This is a genomic window from Ignatzschineria cameli (genome assembly GCF_003121895.1).
GTDB classification, from domain to species: domain Bacteria; phylum Pseudomonadota; class Gammaproteobacteria; order Cardiobacteriales; family Wohlfahrtiimonadaceae; genus Ignatzschineria; species Ignatzschineria cameli.
The window spans coordinates 588837-607001 of record NZ_QEWW01000001.1; the positions used below are offsets into that span (position 1 = coordinate 588837).

General features: G+C 43.0%; 14 protein-coding genes. 3 read left to right on the top strand and 11 right to left on the bottom strand.

Annotated features, from left to right (window positions below; genetic code table 11):
- Positions 1 to 315: 315 nt before the first annotated feature.
- The 8 genes from DC077_RS02300 to DC077_RS02340 all read right to left on the bottom strand — a co-directional run bounded on the left by DC077_RS02300 (position 316) and on the right by DC077_RS02340 (position 9957).
- Complete coding sequence (locus DC077_RS02300; RefSeq protein WP_109201136.1) at positions 316 to 888, bottom strand: Fe-S-containing hydro-lyase; 573 nt, start codon at positions 886 to 888, stop codon at positions 316 to 318.
- 182 nt (positions 889 to 1070) lie between these two features.
- Positions 1071 to 1913 carry a fumarate hydratase gene (locus DC077_RS02305; protein WP_109201137.1) on the bottom strand — a complete coding sequence of 281 codons (843 nt, stop codon included), beginning with the start codon at positions 1911 to 1913 and terminating at the stop codon, positions 1071 to 1073.
- A 15-nt stretch (positions 1914 to 1928) separates the two neighbouring features.
- Positions 1929 to 2255, bottom strand: coding sequence for a DUF4387 domain-containing protein (locus tag DC077_RS02310; protein ID WP_109201267.1), 327 nt, complete (start codon positions 2253 to 2255; stop codon positions 1929 to 1931).
- Between the two features lie 200 nt (positions 2256 to 2455).
- Entirely contained in the window at positions 2456 to 3874 is a 1419-nt protein-coding gene (locus tag DC077_RS02320) for an acyclic terpene utilization AtuA family protein (protein WP_109201139.1), read from the bottom strand.
- Positions 3875 to 4086: 212 nt separating this feature from the next.
- On the bottom strand, positions 4087 to 5013 hold the full coding sequence (locus DC077_RS02325) for a LysR family transcriptional regulator (protein ID WP_094568156.1): 927 nt from the start codon (positions 5011 to 5013) through the stop codon (positions 4087 to 4089).
- Positions 5014 to 5022: 9 nt separating this feature from the next.
- Positions 5023 to 6822 carry a succinate dehydrogenase flavoprotein subunit gene (sdhA, locus tag DC077_RS02330; RefSeq protein WP_109201140.1) on the bottom strand — a complete coding sequence of 600 codons (1800 nt, stop codon included), beginning with the start codon at positions 6820 to 6822 and terminating at the stop codon, positions 5023 to 5025.
- 347 nt (positions 6823 to 7169) lie between these two features.
- Complete coding sequence (locus DC077_RS02335) at positions 7170 to 8189, bottom strand: TRAP transporter substrate-binding protein (protein ID WP_109201268.1); 1020 nt, start codon at positions 8187 to 8189, stop codon at positions 7170 to 7172.
- A 319-nt stretch (positions 8190 to 8508) separates the two neighbouring features.
- On the bottom strand, positions 8509 to 9957 hold the full coding sequence (locus DC077_RS02340; RefSeq protein WP_109201141.1) for an MmgE/PrpD family protein: 1449 nt from the start codon (positions 9955 to 9957) through the stop codon (positions 8509 to 8511).
- Between the two features lie 358 nt (positions 9958 to 10315).
- Here DC077_RS02340 and DC077_RS02345 point away from each other — a divergent pair, with 358 nt between their 5' ends.
- The gene (locus tag DC077_RS02345; RefSeq protein WP_109201142.1) at positions 10316 to 11260 is read left to right on the top strand and encodes an NUDIX hydrolase; all 945 of its coding nucleotides are present in this window, start codon (positions 10316 to 10318) and stop codon (positions 11258 to 11260) included.
- Positions 11261 to 11302: 42 nt separating this feature from the next.
- Here the strand turns inward: DC077_RS02345 and nadA are convergent, their stop codons facing one another.
- On the bottom strand, positions 11303 to 12439 hold the full coding sequence (nadA, locus tag DC077_RS02350; RefSeq protein ID WP_109201269.1) for a quinolinate synthase NadA: 1137 nt from the start codon (positions 12437 to 12439) through the stop codon (positions 11303 to 11305).
- Positions 12440 to 13008: 569 nt separating this feature from the next.
- Between nadA and nadC the strand changes: the two genes are divergently transcribed.
- On the top strand, positions 13009 to 13863 hold the full coding sequence (gene nadC, locus DC077_RS02355) for a carboxylating nicotinate-nucleotide diphosphorylase (protein WP_109201143.1): 855 nt from the start codon (positions 13009 to 13011) through the stop codon (positions 13861 to 13863).
- A gap of 534 nt (positions 13864 to 14397) precedes the next feature.
- A complete protein-coding gene (locus DC077_RS02360; RefSeq protein ID WP_109201144.1) occupies positions 14398 to 15600 on the top strand; it encodes an NAD(P)/FAD-dependent oxidoreductase in 1203 nt (400 codons plus the stop codon).
- A gap of 586 nt (positions 15601 to 16186) precedes the next feature.
- Here DC077_RS02360 and dmpG read toward each other — a convergent pair.
- A complete protein-coding gene (gene dmpG / locus DC077_RS02365; protein WP_094568285.1) occupies positions 16187 to 17206 on the bottom strand; it encodes a 4-hydroxy-2-oxovalerate aldolase in 1020 nt (339 codons plus the stop codon).
- 7 nt (positions 17207 to 17213) lie between these two features.
- Entirely contained in the window at positions 17214 to 18164 is a 951-nt protein-coding gene (locus DC077_RS02370; RefSeq protein ID WP_109201145.1) for an acetaldehyde dehydrogenase (acetylating), read from the bottom strand.
- Position 18165: the final 1 nt, after the last annotated feature.

Below are 18165 nucleotides of genomic sequence, written 5' to 3' on the forward strand. Positions count from 1 at the left end.
TAATTGTTTGAAAATATCATGATACAGGAGATGTAACATGCAACTTAAAGGGGATGCTAGAGTAGCCCCCAATATTATCCATAGTGCTGTCATCAGCCCTATTTCTCCTCCATCCAATATTTTCGACATCTTACCGTGTCTTTTACTTTTAACGCACTAATGGCGCTGATCGATCTTAGATCTTTGTGATACATCTCTTAAAGAGATTTACTCTAACACTTAAATTGAACATAGCATAAAACATCTAAGAGATAGAAAATATTTTATGGGTAAAATTAACCTAGATCACCTCTTAAAAGTCTTATACCACATAATTCAAGGATATAGACTTTTCCCAGTTGCATCGATTGCGACAATAACAGGCAACTTTTTAACCTCTAAGCGCCGAATCGCCTCAGGGCCAAGATCCTCAAAAGCGATCACCTCTGCTGCAAGAACACATTTGCCCATTAAGGCCGCTACGCCTCCTATTGCAGCAAAGTAGACTCCTTGATTTTCTTTTATCGCTTCAATCACCTCTTGACTGCGACTTCCCTTACCTATCATCGCGACTAATCCCGCCTCAATCAATTGAGGAGAGTAAGCATCCATACGGCTTGCTGTTGTTGGGCCCACAGAACCGATCGCCTCTCCCGGCTTAGGAGGGCAAGGTCCGGCGTAATAGATCACTTCCCCTTCAACCTCTATCGGAAGCGACTCTCCCCGGGAGAGCATCTCACTCATCCGTTTATGTGCAGCATCGCGACCGGTATAGAGAGAACCGGTCAAATAGATAAGATCCCCTGCCTTAAGCGTTGTTAAAACCTCTTGTGTCAGTGGAAGTGTCAACTCCCTGCTCGCTCCTTGCCCACCTGATTGTCCATCTAATTGCTCATTTGATTGCTTCATTAATTCCTCCGATCTTATTGATTCTATCAACTTCCTTTTCTCCCTTAGCTGAATTGATTATCGATACATTGATTATTGATGCATTGAATTGATGTACTAGTTATCTATAAGTTGGTTTAAGCTACTTTAAGCGACTTTCCCCACCGATACTCTTAAGATAACCGGCAACCTCTTTAATACTGCTATAAGACCCCTTCTGCGTGGCGATTAGCATGGCAACCAATATTCACAGCAACAGGAAGACCGGCAATATGGGTCGGATAGAGATTGATATTGACAGCTAATGCTGTCGTTCTTCCGCCAAAACCAGCAGGACCAATCTCAAGAGCATTAATCTTCTCCAATAATTCTGCCTCAAGCGTAGCTAAAAAGGGATCTTCATGATCAATATCGATCGGTTTTAAGAGCGCCTTTTTACTCAAGAGTGCTGCCTTTTCCATTGTTCCGCCTACGCCGACACCAACAATAATTGGGGGACAAGGATTCGATCCTGCCTCTTTGACCACCTGTAAAATAAATGCCTTGACGCCCTCTAAGCCATCACTTGGCTTTAACATCTTCAGCTGGCTCATATTTTCACTCCCAAATCCTTTAGGGGAGACGGTTATCTTCAACTGATCGCCGGCAACGATATCATAGTGGATAACGCCGGGGGTATTATCACCGGTATTGATCCGATCAAAAGGGCTCTTTACAACAGAATTACGCAGATATCCTCGACGATACCCTTCCCGAATTCCAGCATTAATCGCATCTTCTAACAATCCACCCTCGATATGAAGATCCTGTCCTAATTCCACAAAAACAACTGTCTGTCCGGTATCTTGGCACATTGGGCGCCGCTCCCGCTTAGCAAGATCCGCATTCTCAATAATCGTCTGTAAAATATTACGCCCTAAAGGAGAGCTCTCATTTTGCATACAATCACCAAGACATTGGTAGATATCATCACTCAATGAGGTATTAGCCTCAATAGAGAGCTCTGCCACTAAATCGGTAATGGCTGCCACATTCACTTTACGCATCATCCCTCTCCTCAATTATTGCGCTAATTGAAATTGAAAATTGACTAATGGCCGATGTTGCTGCGCGCCATAGACATCCTTCTCCCCTAACGCTCCGGAAGAGATCGGTCGAACAATAGTGATCTTCAGGGCTTTCGCCGGATCAAAATAGACAACATTGAGCACTTTATCAGCAGTGATCCCATAAAGCTCGGCAAATGATGCTTTAGTGATAATCTCTGCTTCTTTACAGCGCTGATAAAACGCCTCTTCAATAAAGATAATATCGAAGCAGAGTTCAAAAGGACCGGCATTTTTACTACGAATTACCGATGCAACCTCCCGTAATGTGTAGGTCATCATCTTAGATGACGCTTGATTATGATTATCTTGTTTTTGAATAAACATCGCTCTTCCCCCAGATAACGCTTTGAATAACTCTCTGAATAACTCTCTGAATAATTCTCTGAATAACCGCTCGAATAATGCTCTGAATGCCAGTTTGAGTGAGATTTTGAATCGCTCCTATAGCACAATTAAAAATCTGCCCTTTTGCTAAATGATTACATCGGTTCATCACATTGACTCCCATCGATCTCCAGATATTCAATGGGAAAAAGTGCCGACTCCGACGCTACTTCTAAAAGATGGTAAAGCGAAAATTGATAGACCTCTCCCATCTCCGCATCTGAAGGAGAGAATGGAAAAGCAAGATTTCCCGCTGTTGAGATCCGTCCCTCATACCCAAAATGAAGCGCTGTACTTCGCGCAAAACCACAGATCGCATTCGCTTCCTCTTGTGTCTGAGCACATGCTTCAATAATGATCCCTAACTCTTGAGGAGCCCTATTTTCATCTGCTCGCTCCGGCAGAAGAGCGATTCCATCTCGTCCATAAATATTGAAGTTGAGATGGAACTCTCCAAAATTACTTGCGGAAAAGTTATCAATCACTCGCTCTTTTACCGCTGCTAAAATCTCCTCAATCTTCTCAATCATTATTGGATCAGAGACACCGGCGATAGAGATTGTGCGATAACCGATCTTTCTTGCCCCTTCCAGTTTAATGCCATACGTTTCACTAGGATCGAAAGTTGTACCACTTACGGCAACCCGACGCTCATCAATTTGAGTAAATTTTGAACCTGTTAAATTGAGCGCTCCCCCAGGGCCAGGAAGATGGTAAGGATCTGACTTTTCATAGAGCGTGTGGGCGGCAACTGAGAGTGTTGTACAACGACGATTATCAGCTAATGGTTCAACAATAAAATGATCATGCCTCAATGTGCCTAACATGCTATCACTGCCACTTCCCGGTAATGCTGCAATTGCTGCACATTCTAAAATTTTACCAAGATGAAGTGCTAAGGCGCGATCAAAGCCCTCTCGGATTGCAAAAGCGGCAAAAACAGAAGGATCATAGGCTCTACCTGCCAAAATGAGGTCTACGCCCTGATCGAGAGCCTCAATAAATGGGGTTTCTCCCATCTGCCCAACAATCGCACTGCTTGCTAATAGCATCTCTTCGGTTAATGCTTCTGCCGGTGCTAAAGGAGTAATCTTTCCGGCTCTTAGTGCGCTTAAGAGTGATTCTTTTGGTAATTCACTGTTGATCACCGCTATTTTTAATTTAAGATGCACTTCCGCTAAGATCTCTTTAATAATCTCCAAGGTGAACTGTAGATGAGATGCCGCACCAGCACCACCAGCCGAACCGATAATAATAGGTATCCCCGCCTCTTTTGCGGCCGGAATCATAATTTTCAGATCTCGTTTAACCGCCGCTCGATCGGTAAATGATTCTCCACTTCCGAGATAGTAAGGCCCAGGATCGGTTGAACCGGCATCAACGGCAATCACGTGGGGATGACGCGCCATCCCTTGTTCAAATGAACTCAATGGAAAACCATATCCCAAAATCGCCGTGGGAGATAATATCCGTAACTCCTCTAAAGCGCCCTCTTTCTGCAGTTTCTCTGCCATCTCTCCTCCTAGTATTATTTCCTAGTATCTATTAATAGATATCTCGATATGCCTATATTATTTGTGTGTTTGTATATTTATATGTTTATACGACGTCTATACGTCTATAGATCTCTATCTCTCTCTATATATATCTATATGTGGTATCTATATGTGATTCTATATGTGTTTTATGTATGTTCTATCTATGTCTAATATTGTTGATCATCCCACTATTCACTGACGGCAAAATACTCTAAACAGAGTGAAGCGATAATCTTACTCAAGGTCTCCTCTGTATTGGTCATGACCCGTTTATTGGAAGTAGCAATATAGAGATTGGTGATCAGAGAAGTACTATGAATTCGATGCATCTGAATATTTTTCTGCTCCTCTTTGGGAAGCAGATCAATACCTTTACTTGAAAAAATAGTGCAACCCATCGCCTTTGCTACCAATTCGAAAGTTGTTCGAACACTATTGACCTCCAAAATCAGATTTGGCTTACACGCTAATTTAATCATCTCTGTCTCAATGAGACGTCGATGCCCATTGGGATATGCCGGCAATATCAGTGGTAATACGGCAGCTTTCGCCAATGAAATTCCCTGCTCCGTTGCCTCGATCTTCATGGAGCGTGGCGCTATTAGATAGAGACTCTCCTTTAAGAGAAAAACAGCATCAAGATCTTGCATATGGACAGGATTGTAGATTAATCCCATATCGATTCTACCGGTAATGATCCCCTCTTCAATAGAGACTGTTGATTCCTCAATAACACGTAATTTTGCCTTCGGCATCAACTCATGAAAGGTACGAATAATGGGGACTGAAAAGTAACGCGCTAAAGTGGGAGGAAAACCAAGAGAGACATTCCCCGCAAGCTCAGCTCCAGAAACCGACTCTACCGCCTTTTCTAACTGCGTTAAAATTTTGCGGCAATGCTCTAAAAAGAGATATCCCGATTCAGTTAATGTGACACCACGCCCATCTCGAATCAGTAGATTCTTACCTAAATCGACCTCTAACTGACGAATCTGCCGACTCAATACAGAGGCAGAGATATCGAGATGATTCGATGCTCGAGTAAAGCTGCCAAATTCTGCTACATGGGTAAAGTAACGTAACTGTTTTAACTCTACCCGATCACTCTTTCTCATCCATCTCTCCTAATATGAGCGCTCTTCTGGGGGGATATAGGCCACTTCATCAGTTAAAGTGAAGTTTCTAACCGGACGATAATCGATCGACACATCACCTTCGGCATCAACCCACGCTAATGTATGCTTCATCCAACCTTGATCATCCCGCTTTGGAAAATCTTCGCGCGCATGAGCTCCGCGCGATTCCTGACGATTATATGCAGAGGCAACTGTTGTTAATGAACAGGCTAAGAGGTTTGCAAGCTCTAAAGTCTCTACAAGATCTGAATTCCAGATAAGGCTACGATCATAAACTTTAATCTCTTTAAATTGTTGATACGCCTCTAAAATAGCATCATAGCCCTCTTTAAGAGTCTCCTCTGTTCTAAAGACCGCAACATCTTTCTGCATTGCTCGTTGCATCTTATCCCGAAGTTGTGCAGTTGCAATAGTCCCATCAGCAAAACGAATCTCATCAAATCGTTTTAGGTGATCAATGACAATCTCTGCCGGAATCTCAGGCGTAGCGCTTTGAGGATCGATAATCTCTGCACAACGTTTCGCAGCAGCACGTCCAAAAACAATTAAATCTAATAAGGAGTTGGAACCTAAGCGATTCGCTCCATGCACAGAGACACAGCCCGCCTCACCTAATGCCATCAATCCTTTAACAACAAAATCGGGATTACCCTCATGAAGAGTTACTACCTCACCATGAAAATTGGTGGGAATTCCCCCCATATTGTAATGGACTGTGGGGATTACCGGTATCGGCTCCCGTGTTACATCAACGCCGGCAAAAGTCATCGCACTTTCGGCAATGGTTGGGAGACGATCAAAGATTATCTCAGGACCGAGATGCTCTAGATGAAGATAGACATGATCCTTTAAAGGCCCCACTCCTCTTCCTTCCCGAATCTCTAATAACATCGAGCGAGAAACAACATCTCGAGAAGCAAGGTCTTTAGCGTTAGGCGCATATCGCTCCATAAAGCGCTCTCCCTTGGCATTCGTTAAAAAACCGCCCTCACCGCGTACCCCTTCTGTAATAAGACACCCTGCACCATAAATACCTGTCGGATGAAATTGAACAAACTCCATATCTTGTAATGGCAATCCTGCACGCGCCACCATCCCATTACCATCGCCGGTACAGGTATGAGCAGAAGTTGCTGAGAAATAGGCGCGTCCATATCCACCGGTTGCCAAAACAGTCATCTTTGCTCGAAAAAGGTGGATCTTACCATCGGTGAGATCCCAAGCTAATACGCCTCGACACTCCCCATCAACCATCAATAAGTCGAGAGCAAAATATTCAATAAAAAATTCCGCTTCATGTTTCAAACATTGTTGATAGAGAGTATGAAGCATTGCATGACCTGTCCGATCTGCAGCTGCGCAAGCCCTTTGTGCCGGCGCTTTTCCATAACGAGCTGTCATTCCGCCTAAAGAGCGTTGATAGATCTTGCCATCTTCAGTTCGGGAGAAAGGCATTCCATAATGTTCTAACTCTAAAATAGCAGGAATAGCCTCCCGGCAGAGATACTCAATCGCATCTTGATCCCCCAACCAATCAGAACCCTTGACCGTATCATACATGTGGTAGCGCCAATCATCTTCCCCCATATTCCCTAAGGCAGCAGAAACACCCCCTTGTGCGGCAACGGTATGAGATCGTGTTGGAAAGACTTTCGTCACACAAGCGGTCTTTAACCCCTTCTCCGCCATACCTAATGTTGCGCGTAAACCCGCGCCTCCTGCGCCGACAACGACCACATCATATTGATGCTCTACTATTTGGTAATCCTTATAGCTATACCGCCCCATCTTCCTTTTTCCTCTGCTCTTTCCAAATTCAATTTACGGTTATAAAACTACTCTTAAACAGCGTTCTAATAGCGCTTAATTTATTTCTCCATTTCTCTACTTCTCTATTTCTCTACATCTCTCTCAGTTATTTCTCAGTTTTATCAACTATTTCCATCTATTTTAAAAAGGCTACAAGAGAAACTAACAATATCAGCAGATTACCCCCTTAACATTCCCCTATCCTCGTTGTTATAAACGTGAGATCTGAAGATGTATCACAGCCTGCTGATGATCAATACTTAGGTTCAATCGTTATCCAATCTCTTGTAACCTTTATCTATTATTCGCACGAACCTCACTTTCTCTTAAGGTGCATCCGAACTACTACTTGAATGGCGATTGGCATCGAGGGCAGCTTGAATAAGATGAGGACCAATCACCTTCTCATACTTCTTCCAAACAGGTTGCATCGCTTCTCGCCACTTCTCCCTCTCTTCCGGTGTTAGCGTGATAATCTCCGTACTTCCTTCCGCTAAGATATTAGCTTTATCTTGCATATTAAGATCATAGGCTCGACGGTTAACTTCAACAGATACTTCATCTAAGATTGTCATTAATGTCTGCTGAATCTCCGTGGGTAGACTCTCCCAAAACTTTGTATTGGTAACCACCATATAGACAATCGGACCATGATCACTCTCTGTAATATAGTTTTGTACTTCATGAACTTTTTGGGAGTAGTAATTGGAGTAGGTATTCTCTGTACCATTTACAACACCTGTCTGTAGACCTTGATAAACTTCAGCGAAAGACATCTTTCGAGGATTTGCTCGTATCGCTTTATATTGATCTTCCAATACAGTAGAAGCTTGTACTCTAAACTTTAATCCCCTTGCATCCTTAGGTTCTCTTAATGGCTTATTAGCAGACATCTGCTTCATACCATTGTTCCAATAAGCAAGTCCTGTAATTCCGGACTTTTCCATACTTGTTAAGATCGATTTTCCGGCGTCACTCTTAGCAAACTGTGCTACCGCATCGAAATCATCAAAGAGAAATGGAAGATCAAAAAGTTGAGTCTGCTTTGAGTAGTACTCCAGCTTTGAAGGAGAGGGTGCCAACATATGGACATCACCAATTAAGAGAGCATCCATCTCTTGACCATCACCAAAGAGTGAGGAGTTAGGATAAACCTCCACCGATACCTTCCCCGGCAGAGCCTTCTCAACAGCCTCTTTAAAGAGAAGCGCTCCTTGACCTTTAGGGGTCTGTTCAGCAACCACATGAGAAAACTTAATAATGATCGGCTCATCTGCAGCAGAACTACTTATACCGGCAATTAAGAGTGCGCTACTTAGTAATGTCGTCGAAATCGATTTCATCATCTGTGTTGTTATTACTTTTATCATTCCATTCTCCTTTAATAAACTACAGATGATATCCGCCAGATAATAGGGATGATTGAGCCCCTACGCTGCTCATATCCCCTGTAGTATGTGATTATTTTCACTTCATTATTGTTATTTTCTTGTTATTTTCTTGTTATTTTTATTTATCGTTATTGTCGTTGTTATCGTTATTTTTTATGTTGTGCAGGTTGCTTAAGTAACTACTTCTAGTAACTATCTAGTAACTCTTTCGAGTAACTATTTCGAGCTTTTTTATCACGACTATTCCACCTCCTTCTCTTCTTAGACGCTACTCTTAAGAATGCTGAATCAGCGCCGTTAATTCTCTAAGACTTTTCATCTTCTCTAATTGCCAAACCATCGCTATCAACTCTTCAGAATTCGCTAATAGATCTTGATCCCCTGAAAACTGTAGAAGCTGCTCGAACTTCTGCTCTAACTCTATCTTTGACAAAGGATTTTCTGGATCACCTTTAGGATAACGAAGCGTTGCGATATATTGCTCTCCATCGAGCGTCTCCACTCTAACTTTACCGCGCCACTCCCGCGGATAAGCTGCATCAATCTCTGGATCGAAGGTCATCGATACCTTCTTCCGAAAAGCGATCACTTCTAAATCAGTTAAGCTATATTGTTCAAACTCAAAGAGTCCCGCTCTCCCATGGACAGCAAGTAATCCTAAGACGGTTCCCATCGAAAACTTCGCCTGATGGATACTTTGCGGTTCAGTGACGGCTCCTAAAACATCAATCGCTGCTTGATGGACAAAAACCTCCACTTTAACTATCTCGCGATAAGAGAGCTCTTCATCTCTCATCAGTTGCAAAAGAGCATCACCTGCTGGATGGGTATGTCGACATGAGGCATGATACTTAAAGGATGTTTCAATCGAGGCCCATCGCTCCCCTAAACCATCACTTAAAGCAGACGGATCACATTTTTGGGTCATCCCCACACCTAATCCTTGTACTCCTTCTAAACTATTCTTTGCGCCTTTTAGCCCCATTTGAGTCATATAAGCTGCTAATAGACCATTTGCATTCGCTTTTGCTGTATGGAGTTGCTTAGAATCTGCCGCATCCTCTAAAAAGGCCCAAACTCCTGCTGATTGTGTTGCTGCATTGCCGATGAGATTGAGCATCTCCTCCCGATTAAAATTCATCAATTTTCCTACCGCAACTGCCGCAGAGATTGAGCCAACGGTAGAGGTTGTGTGAAAGACTCGATAATGGGATCTTCCTAAAAACTCCCCAATCCTGATGCCCGCTTCATATCCCATCGTCGCTGCCAACAAAAAAGCTTCCCCTGATGCATTGAGATCCTCACAGGCGGCAAGCAATGCCGGAAAAACAACGGTTGCAGGATGAAAAACAGAACGATTATGGAGATCATCCTGCTCTAAAAGATGACCACAAGCACCATTAACGAGTGCTGCAAAATAGGGGCTACTTCTCTTTTTTGATCCAAAAATAGTACTCGATCCATTATCCGGCCCCATCATCGAAGCATATTGACGAAAGAGATCACTCGGATAGAAATCCTTACCCGCTAAAGCAGAGGCTAACCAATCTAAAGTTAATGCTTTCATCCCTTCGATCACAGCAAGGGGTAACTCTTGGTATTCCGTTTGAACCAGATACTCAACTAAGAGCGCCGTATGGTGTCTCTCGTCAATATCTGATGCGGTTATAGCCTCCGGTTCCTCTACAATAAAACAATTCTCTATCTGATTGTTATCACTCATATTATTATCTCTCTCCCCCTAAAGGATGGTTGCTATTTCTACCTCTAGAAAACAGACTAACGATATTTTTAAGCCCTGCATAGTGCAATTTAAGCATTGCAGAATTGCATTTATAACAATATTGAGAGCCGGGGTAATTAGGAATATCATGAAGCAATTATGGATCAATCTTGAAACACAATACCTATATAAAATCCCCAAAATAGACCTATAAATAACAAGAGAGAGGGGAAGATCGTTGGGGGATCTGAATGGAGATTAGCCCCCGTCCTTAATGAAATTGAGGTACAATACCTCCTCAAACCGGATCGACAAGTGATCTTAAAGTAAGCCCCTATATTTGAGATAAAATTTGCCTATGACCCCATTTAATCAGAGAGCTAAAGAAGGAACGACAGAGCTCGCAGCAGTCTTAATCTCTGTGACACAATCGGAAGCTAAGGTATTAACCGTCGAATCGGGTACACTTCTTCCGAATGGTCCCCTCACGCCGATTCATCGCTCATTGCAAGCGGGTGTTAGAGAGTGGGTTGAGACTCAAACGGGTCGCCCACTCGGCTATGTTGAACAACTCTACACCTTTGTCGATACAAATCGTAAAACCTCCTCCGGACACTATGTGATCTATATTAGCTATCTTGGATTGGTACGAGAAGAGCCTGATGAAGAGGCTAAAGTTGGTAAAAGTGGTGCAACCTGGTGCAATTGGTATCTCTACTTCCCATGGGAAGATCATCGAGAAGCCCCTCCTGCATTTATTGAGGAGACCTTCTACCCTATCTTCCGCCATTGGATTAATGCCGGCAATACAATTGCAGAACAGCGAGCAAGAGAGCAACGGGTGAAACTCTGTTGGGGAATTGCCCCTTTTGCTTGGAATGAAGAGTATGCTTTACAGCGCTATGAATTACTCTATGAGGTCGGGATCCTACCTGAAGCTGGTGCGGATTACTCAACGCTACCAGAAACAGTGATTGGACGTTGGATGGCACATGATCATCGCCGGGTTTTAGCCTCTGCAATGGCGCGACTACGAGCAAAGATTAAATATCGACCCGTGATTTTTGAATTGATGCCCCCTACCTTTACCTTGCTGCAACTCCAGCAAAGTATTGAAGCGCTTGGAGGCATCACACTTCATAAACAGAATTTCCGACGCTTTATTACACAACAAGAGCTGATCGAAGAGACTGGCGAACTTGATCAAAGTGGCCCGGGAAGACCGGCAAGACTCTACCAATTTAGAGATGATGTACTCTTAGAGCGATCCCTCTCCGGCAGTAAATTACCGATCTCCCGCTAAACTATTTCTGGGCTATATCTCTGAGTCATATTTCTGAGAGAATTATGCGGGCCCCACATGTTGAAAGAGTGCCTGATCATCCGCAAGATCACCGGAAGCTTGGACATTCAAGCGCATCTTTTCTGAGAAATCGAGCATCCGGTTAAGACTCTTGACGGCTCCTAGGCGAATCTCTTCCTCCACTTTAATCTCATTGATACCTTGTTCTAAGACATCACGCAATTTGGCAAGTGAGTTCATCGCCATCCAAGGACACATCGCACAGCTCTTACAGGTTGCACTCTCGCCGGCGGTAGGAGCAATTAATAACTCTTTACCAGGAACCGCTTGTTGCATCTTATAGAAGATTCCCCGATCTGTGGCCACAATAAAGCGGGTACTGTTTGAAGCCTCTGCCGCCTTAATCAATTGTGATGTAGAACCGATAATATCCGCTTGTGCTAATACTGATGCCGGCGATTCAGGATGCGCTAAGACCATCGCATCGGGATGAGATTGACGAAAGAGTGCCAAACTATCTGCTTTAAATTCATCATGAACGATACAGCTACCTTGCCATAAGATCATATCTGCGCCAGTCTCTTGTTGAATATAGTGACCAAGATGCTTATCCGGCCCCCAAATAATCTTCTCTCCAGCGCGATGTAACTCTCTGACAATATCGAGCCCGATGGCAGAAGTTACAACCCAGTCGGCGCGGGCTTTTACCTTTGCACTCGTATTTGCATAGACCACAACTGTTCGATCTGGGTATTGATCACAAAATTGTGAAAACTCCTCTTCCGGACAACCTAAATCTAATGAGCAGGTCGCCTCTAGGTCTGCCATCAAAACCCGTTTCTCCGGACTTAAAATCTTTGCGGTCTCCCCCATAAAACGGACGCCGGCAACCACTAATGTCTGTTCTTTTGCATCACGTCCAAAGCGGGCCATCTCTAAAGAGTCTGCCACACATCCACCCGTCTCCTCTGCTAATGCCTGAATACGAGGATCTGTATAGTAGTGCGCGACTAAGACAGCATCTTCCTCTTTCAATAGCTGCTTTAATTCGGTAATAACACGCGCCTCCTCTTCAGCGCTAAGAGATGCCGGCACCTTTGCTTTTGCCTGAGCAATTTCAGCCTGCCCATCTCTTGTTGGTTGAATAAAGTCGACCCATTTTGTTACTTCTTGATTCATGGCAACCATCTTCCTCTATCACTTTCCTTAAAATCGTTAACTTTTTTAAGTAGCTCTCTTAAAACGCGCTCTTTCATTATTAGCTTCTATCCAACTTCATACTATTGCAGGTAGTTATTGCAGATAATTTTGCGCTGGTTTAAGCGATTTAATGCGAGTTCCAATATTATCTTTTAATTAGAGGCTACATATACTCATTTTGAGCATATATTGAATTTTGCCGAAGAACAAGCCTTTTTATAAAAACTCCCTGAATAATTCCTGCACTTTCTCAAAGTGGGATTATTCATACCCCCCTTTTGATTCATCATTTTGATTAAGTTTTGATTGAGTTTTGATTGAGTTGATTTAAGGCGATCAAGATAATTGAGAATTAAGGAAAGCTTTCTTGAGTGCTGATTGAGCATTTATTGAATATATGTTGAATACTTATTGGGTATTTATTGAGATTTTCTAAATTAATCGATATGCTCATTATGAGCATTATTAATGGTGCCAAAGTGAGCAAAAGTGAAATATCACAGATATGCAATTGAACTGACCAGTTATCAAGAAGAAGAGGAGATCATATGACATCGCTTGCCGCCCTACCTACCCCCTTACTACGCCCCTTTGTACAGCAGGCATTAGAAGAAGATTTAGGTCGCCGTGGTGACCTTACAAGTGCGGCGTTAATAGAAGCTGATCGATCGAGCCAACTACAGATTGTCGCTAGAGAATCGGGCGTTATTGCCGGCATGGATCTCGCGCAATTAGCCTTTCAAGAGATCGATCCTTCAATCCGCTTTACAGCGATGATTCAAGATGGTGATGCCATCGAAGCGGGAGCAGTTTTAGCGGAAGTTTCCGGAAATGCTCGAGCGCTACTCACTGCAGAACGAACGGCACTTAACTTTTTAACACATCTTAGTGGAATCGCAACAGAAGTAGCGACTATTAAAGCGATGGTGGCTGATTACCCTGTTGAGATTACCTGCACTCGGAAAACTATTCCAGGATTACGAGTATTACAAAAATATGCCGTACGCGCCGGTGGTGGACGCAACCATCGTATGGGACTAGATGATGCAATTCTCATTAAAGATAACCATATTGCTATCGCCGGCGATATTACCACAGCCATTCAAAGAGCGAAGGCTTTTGCCGGCCATCTCATCCCGGTAGAAGTTGAAGTCGATACATTAGCGCAATTGGAACTTGCCCTCAAAGAGGGGGTTAATCTGGTATTACTCGATAATATGAGCCCCGATGAATTGCGAGAAGCGGTCAAACTCGCTAAAGGTATCTGCCAAACAGAGGCTTCCGGCGGTATCTCCCCTCAAAATGTGGTAGAGGTCGCACAGACAGGTGTCGATTTTATTGCGATGGGATGGATTACTCATAGTGTCAAATCGCTCGATATTGGGCTCGACTATAACCTATAAGCTGTAACCGGTAAGGGACAACCCATAAACCCTCTAAGCTAACGAAGAGAGAGATAAGAAGATGGAGATAAAACCTCAAAAGATGATTTTGAGGTTTTTTTAATTTACTTCATATCACCTAAAAATCCTTGAGATCTTCACCGATACTTTGCTCTTAAAAATATTTTTTAAGAGTCTTTTAAGAGGCTAATAGAATTCTATGTCTATTCTAATTCCCTTTTAATTTATAATTTAGGCGCTCATTTTGTTCTCTTGATCATCTTATAGGAGTCCTATATAGTTGAACATACAGATATGTATGTTTGTGTTATCGGCGCATTTTAGTATTTTAATACGCCCTATCGATCAGCCCGATTAGAGATTTAAGGATAAAAAGCGATAAATTGATCCTAAGCCTCTCTATAATGGCAATAGCAATGACAAAAGTAGCAACCATAGCAATTGCAACCACAATGGCGATCGATATTAGCAGTTATCACTCTCGCGCAATCCACAAACTATTTTTAACTATACAATCACTATAAGGGAATTATTATGGATTCAATCGTTATTATTGGTGGAGGTCAAGCAGCTGCTTTTGCCGCTTCTACTCTCAGAAAAGAGGGGTATGAGGGGCGACTAGCGATTATCTCCGATGAAAATCAGGTCTTCTATGAGCGCCCACCGCTCTCAAAGGGGATTTTAGATGGAAAAGAAGCTTTAGAGAATCTCTACTTCTTCGATCAGGAGAGCATCGATAAGCTTAATATTGAATGGCATAAGCCAATGCGGGCAACAGCGATTGACCGCCAAGCAAAAGTTGTCAAAACAGATCAAGGAACGACCCTCCCTTATGACAAATTGATTATTGCTACCGGAAGTCGCCCTCGTGTTCCAAATGATCAGTGGTTAACTTTTAAAAATGCCCACACTCTTAGAACAATTGATGATGCGCTTAAACTAAAATCAGCATTAACTGCCGGAAAAAGACTTGCGATCATTGGTGGCGGTTGGATCGGCTTAGAAGTTGCCGCAACTGCAAGACAACTTGGGCTAGAGGTCACTCTTTTTGAGCGAGAGTCACGTCTCTGTAGTCGTAGCGTTGCAGCTGAAGTATCGGCACATCTTCTCACGCTTCATGAAGCAGAAGGCACTACAATTCTTCTTGATGCCAAAGAGATTGAGGTAACAGAAAAAGAGGATGGAACGCTACTCATTCATAGTGGAGATCACGCTATCGAAGTAGATCTACTCCTCATTGGCGCCGGTGCAGAAATTGCAACAGAACTTGCGGTTGAAGCAGGATTAGAAGTTGATGGCGGAATTGTTGTTGATCTTTATGGAAAGAGCTCAGATCCCGATATCTATGCTGCCGGAGATGTGGCAATTCACCCTCTTGTTGGTTTTACAACTCAATCATGGGCGCATGCACAGCAGCAAGCAGAAAAGGTTGCAAAAGCAATTGTGGGTAAAAAAGATGAACCTTATCAAGAAGTTCCTTGGATCTGGTCAGATCAGTATCATCACAATATTCAGATTATGGGCTTTCCGATCGATGAAGAGAGTCAACTCGTTATTCGCGAAGATGATCATAAAAAATGTTTTATCCATCTCGATAATGAGCAGAAAGTGCGTTCAATTGTTGCTTTTAATGAGCCAAAAGCGATCGGCGTCGGAAGATTTTGGTTTAGAAAAGGAGCGCCACTCGATCCCGAACAGTTACAAAATAGTGAGATCGATCTAATGAAACTTCGATAAAGTAACATCTTATACCTTCTAGTACCATCCATTGTTGACAATGGATGATTCAGGAAAAGGGGATTCTATAGTATGATCTCTTATGCAATAGATCCCCTTCTTTATTTCACTGAAGATTACCCCTACACTGAAGGTTGCTCATTGAAGAGTGACTCACTCATCACCCTTTTGAAGAGAATAAGAAAATAAGAGAATAAGATGAGAAGATGAGAAGATGAGAAGATGAGAAGATGAGAAGATGAGAAGATGAAGAGATTAGCTGAGAGAGTAACGAGATAAAAATGAGATAAAAATAAGATGTAAGTGTAAGGTGGAAATAAGGTAGGAGTGAAGTAAAAAGTGAGATGATAGAATTATCTCTCAAAAAAATTATCACTAAAAAAATGCCTAAACAGAAAGGAGATCCTGTTTAGGCAAAAGCACTTTAGTCAAAGTGTAATGAAGTAATGGAGTTACTGATTTAATAGATCGCATCAAGCTAATCAATAATTGATCTAGCTCCGATTAACTCTGATCTAGTTGATCTGATTGATCAGATTGAATAATTAGATCAATCTGACCATAAGTCTAAACTCTAATAGAGTAGTTAAGCCGTTGGTTTTGCATCAAGAAGATCGAGTGCCACATCGACAATCATATCCTCTTGTCCCCCTACCATTTTACGTTTTCCTAACTCTACTAAGATATCGACAGTCTTAAGATCGAATCGATTTGCTGCATCTTCAGCATGGCGCAAGAAGCTTGAATAGACGCCGGCATAACCTAATGCTAAAGTCTCACGATCGACGCGAACAGGACGATCTTGGAGTGGTCGAACAATATCATCTGCCGCATCCATTAGACGATAGAGATCAGCATTATGCTTCCAGCCCAATTTGTTCGCGACAGCAATAAAGACTTCTAACGGCGCATTCCCTGCCCCTGCCCCCATTCCTGCCAAGCTTGCATCAATTCGATTTGCGCCCTCTTCAACAGCAACAACAGAGTTTGCGACACCTAAGGAGAGATTATGGTGTGCGTGAATCCCGATTTCGGTTTCAGGTAGTAGGATATCTCGAACAGCACGAACACGGTCACGCACATTATTCATTGTCATAGCGCCACCTGAATCCACAACATAGATACAGGTTGCACCATAATTTTCCATCTTTTTAGATTGTAACGCTAAATTTTCGGGAGTCGTCATATGGCTCATCATTAAAAAGCCTACGGTATCCATCCCCAATTCACGCGCATAAGCGATATGTTGTGCAGAGACATCCGCTTCTGTACAGTGAGTTGCAACTCGAACCACTCTCGCCCCGGCATCATAGGCCTCTTTCAGATCCCGTGTCGTTCCAATTCCAGGAAGCAGTAACGTCGCAATCTTGGCATTTTTAACAACATCTGCCGCCGCTTCAATCCACTCACGGTCAGAGTGCGCACCAAAGCCATAGTTAAAACTTGAGCCCTGTAGACCATCACCGTGCGCAATCTCAATACTATCAACATTTGCCTCATCTAATGCTTTAGCAATCGATCTGACATCATCGAGTGAGTATTGATGCATGATGGCATGACTACCATCACGGAGTGTTACATCTGAAATATAGAGTTTCTCTGGCATTCCCATCTTATGCCTCCTTTTGAGCGAGTAAATTGAGGGCGATCTTTTCTGCAGTGGCTAACGCCGCTGAGGTCATAATATCGAGATTTCCAGCATAGGCAGGAAGATAATGTGCCGCACCTTCAACTTCAAGATAGACAGCCACTTTTAAGCCCGAACGATAACCAATACCGGGTAGATTGAGAGGCTTATCTTCCGGAATCACCTCAAACTGAATATCTTGCTTTAAGCGATATCCCTTCACATATTGATTCACTTCAGCGACTCTCTTCTCCACTGCCGCGCGAATCTGATCTAGATCAGCATTATCGGTAAAACAGTAGACTGTATCGCGCATTAAGATAGGAGGATCTGCTGGGTTAAGGACAATAATCGCCTTTCCTTTAGTTGCGCCACCAATCTCCTCAATAGCGCGTGATGTTGTTTCGGTAAACTCATCGATATTAGCGCGCGTCCCCGGTCCTGCAGAGAGGCTACTGATAGAAGCGACAATCTCGGCATAATGAACCTTCGTTACCGATGAAATCGCGGCAATAATAGGAATCGTTGCCTGTCCACCACAGGTGACCATATTGACGTTATTCTCTTCAATATGCTCTTCTAAATTGACAACCGGTACACAATAAGGACCTATTGCGGCAGGCGTTAAGTCAATCATCTTAATCTGAGGTTTTCTCTCACGAAGAACCTTCTCATTATGCAGATGAGCGCTTGCTGAGGTCGCATCAAATACAATCTCAATTTCATCAAAATTAGGTGATTTAACTAATCCCTCTACCCCTTCATGAGTGGTATTCACCCCTCGATCTCTTGCGCGTCTAAGACCATCTGAGGCTTCATCAATTCCCACAACCGTATCGATCGCGACATTGACGCCATTTTCTAACATCTTGATCATCAAGTCGGTACCAATATTTCCCGAACCGATAATCGCAGCGCGTACTTTCTCTTTCATCATT

Coding starts and splice junctions, on each gene's coding strand:
- DC077_RS02320 (WP_109201139.1), bottom strand. CDS start 3,874: ATGGCAGAGAAACTGCAGAAAGAGGGCGCTTTAGAGGAGTTACGGATA.
- DC077_RS02300 (WP_109201136.1), bottom strand. CDS start 888: ATGAAGCAATCAAATGAGCAATTAGATGGACAATCAGGTGGGCAAGGA.
- dmpG (WP_094568285.1), bottom strand. CDS start 17,206: ATGCCAGAGAAACTCTATATTTCAGATGTAACACTCCGTGATGGTAGT.
- DC077_RS02345 (WP_109201142.1), top strand. CDS start 10,316: ATGACCCCATTTAATCAGAGAGCTAAAGAAGGAACGACAGAGCTCGCA.
- nadC (WP_109201143.1), top strand. CDS start 13,009: ATGACATCGCTTGCCGCCCTACCTACCCCCTTACTACGCCCCTTTGTA.
- DC077_RS02335 (WP_109201268.1), bottom strand. CDS start 8,189: ATGATGAAATCGATTTCGACGACATTACTAAGTAGCGCACTCTTAATT.
- nadA (WP_109201269.1), bottom strand. CDS start 12,439: ATGAATCAAGAAGTAACAAAATGGGTCGACTTTATTCAACCAACAAGA.
- DC077_RS02360 (WP_109201144.1), top strand. CDS start 14,398: ATGGATTCAATCGTTATTATTGGTGGAGGTCAAGCAGCTGCTTTTGCC.
- DC077_RS02310 (WP_109201267.1), bottom strand. CDS start 2,255: ATGATGACCTACACATTACGGGAGGTTGCATCGGTAATTCGTAGTAAA.
- sdhA (WP_109201140.1), bottom strand. CDS start 6,822: ATGGGGCGGTATAGCTATAAGGATTACCAAATAGTAGAGCATCAATAT.
- DC077_RS02340 (WP_109201141.1), bottom strand. CDS start 9,957: ATGAGTGATAACAATCAGATAGAGAATTGTTTTATTGTAGAGGAACCG.
- DC077_RS02325 (WP_094568156.1), bottom strand. CDS start 5,013: ATGAGAAAGAGTGATCGGGTAGAGTTAAAACAGTTACGTTACTTTACC.
- DC077_RS02305 (WP_109201137.1), bottom strand. CDS start 1,913: ATGCGTAAAGTGAATGTGGCAGCCATTACCGATTTAGTGGCAGAGCTC.
- DC077_RS02370 (WP_109201145.1), bottom strand. CDS start 18,164: ATGATGAAAGAGAAAGTACGCGCTGCGATTATCGGTTCGGGAAATATT.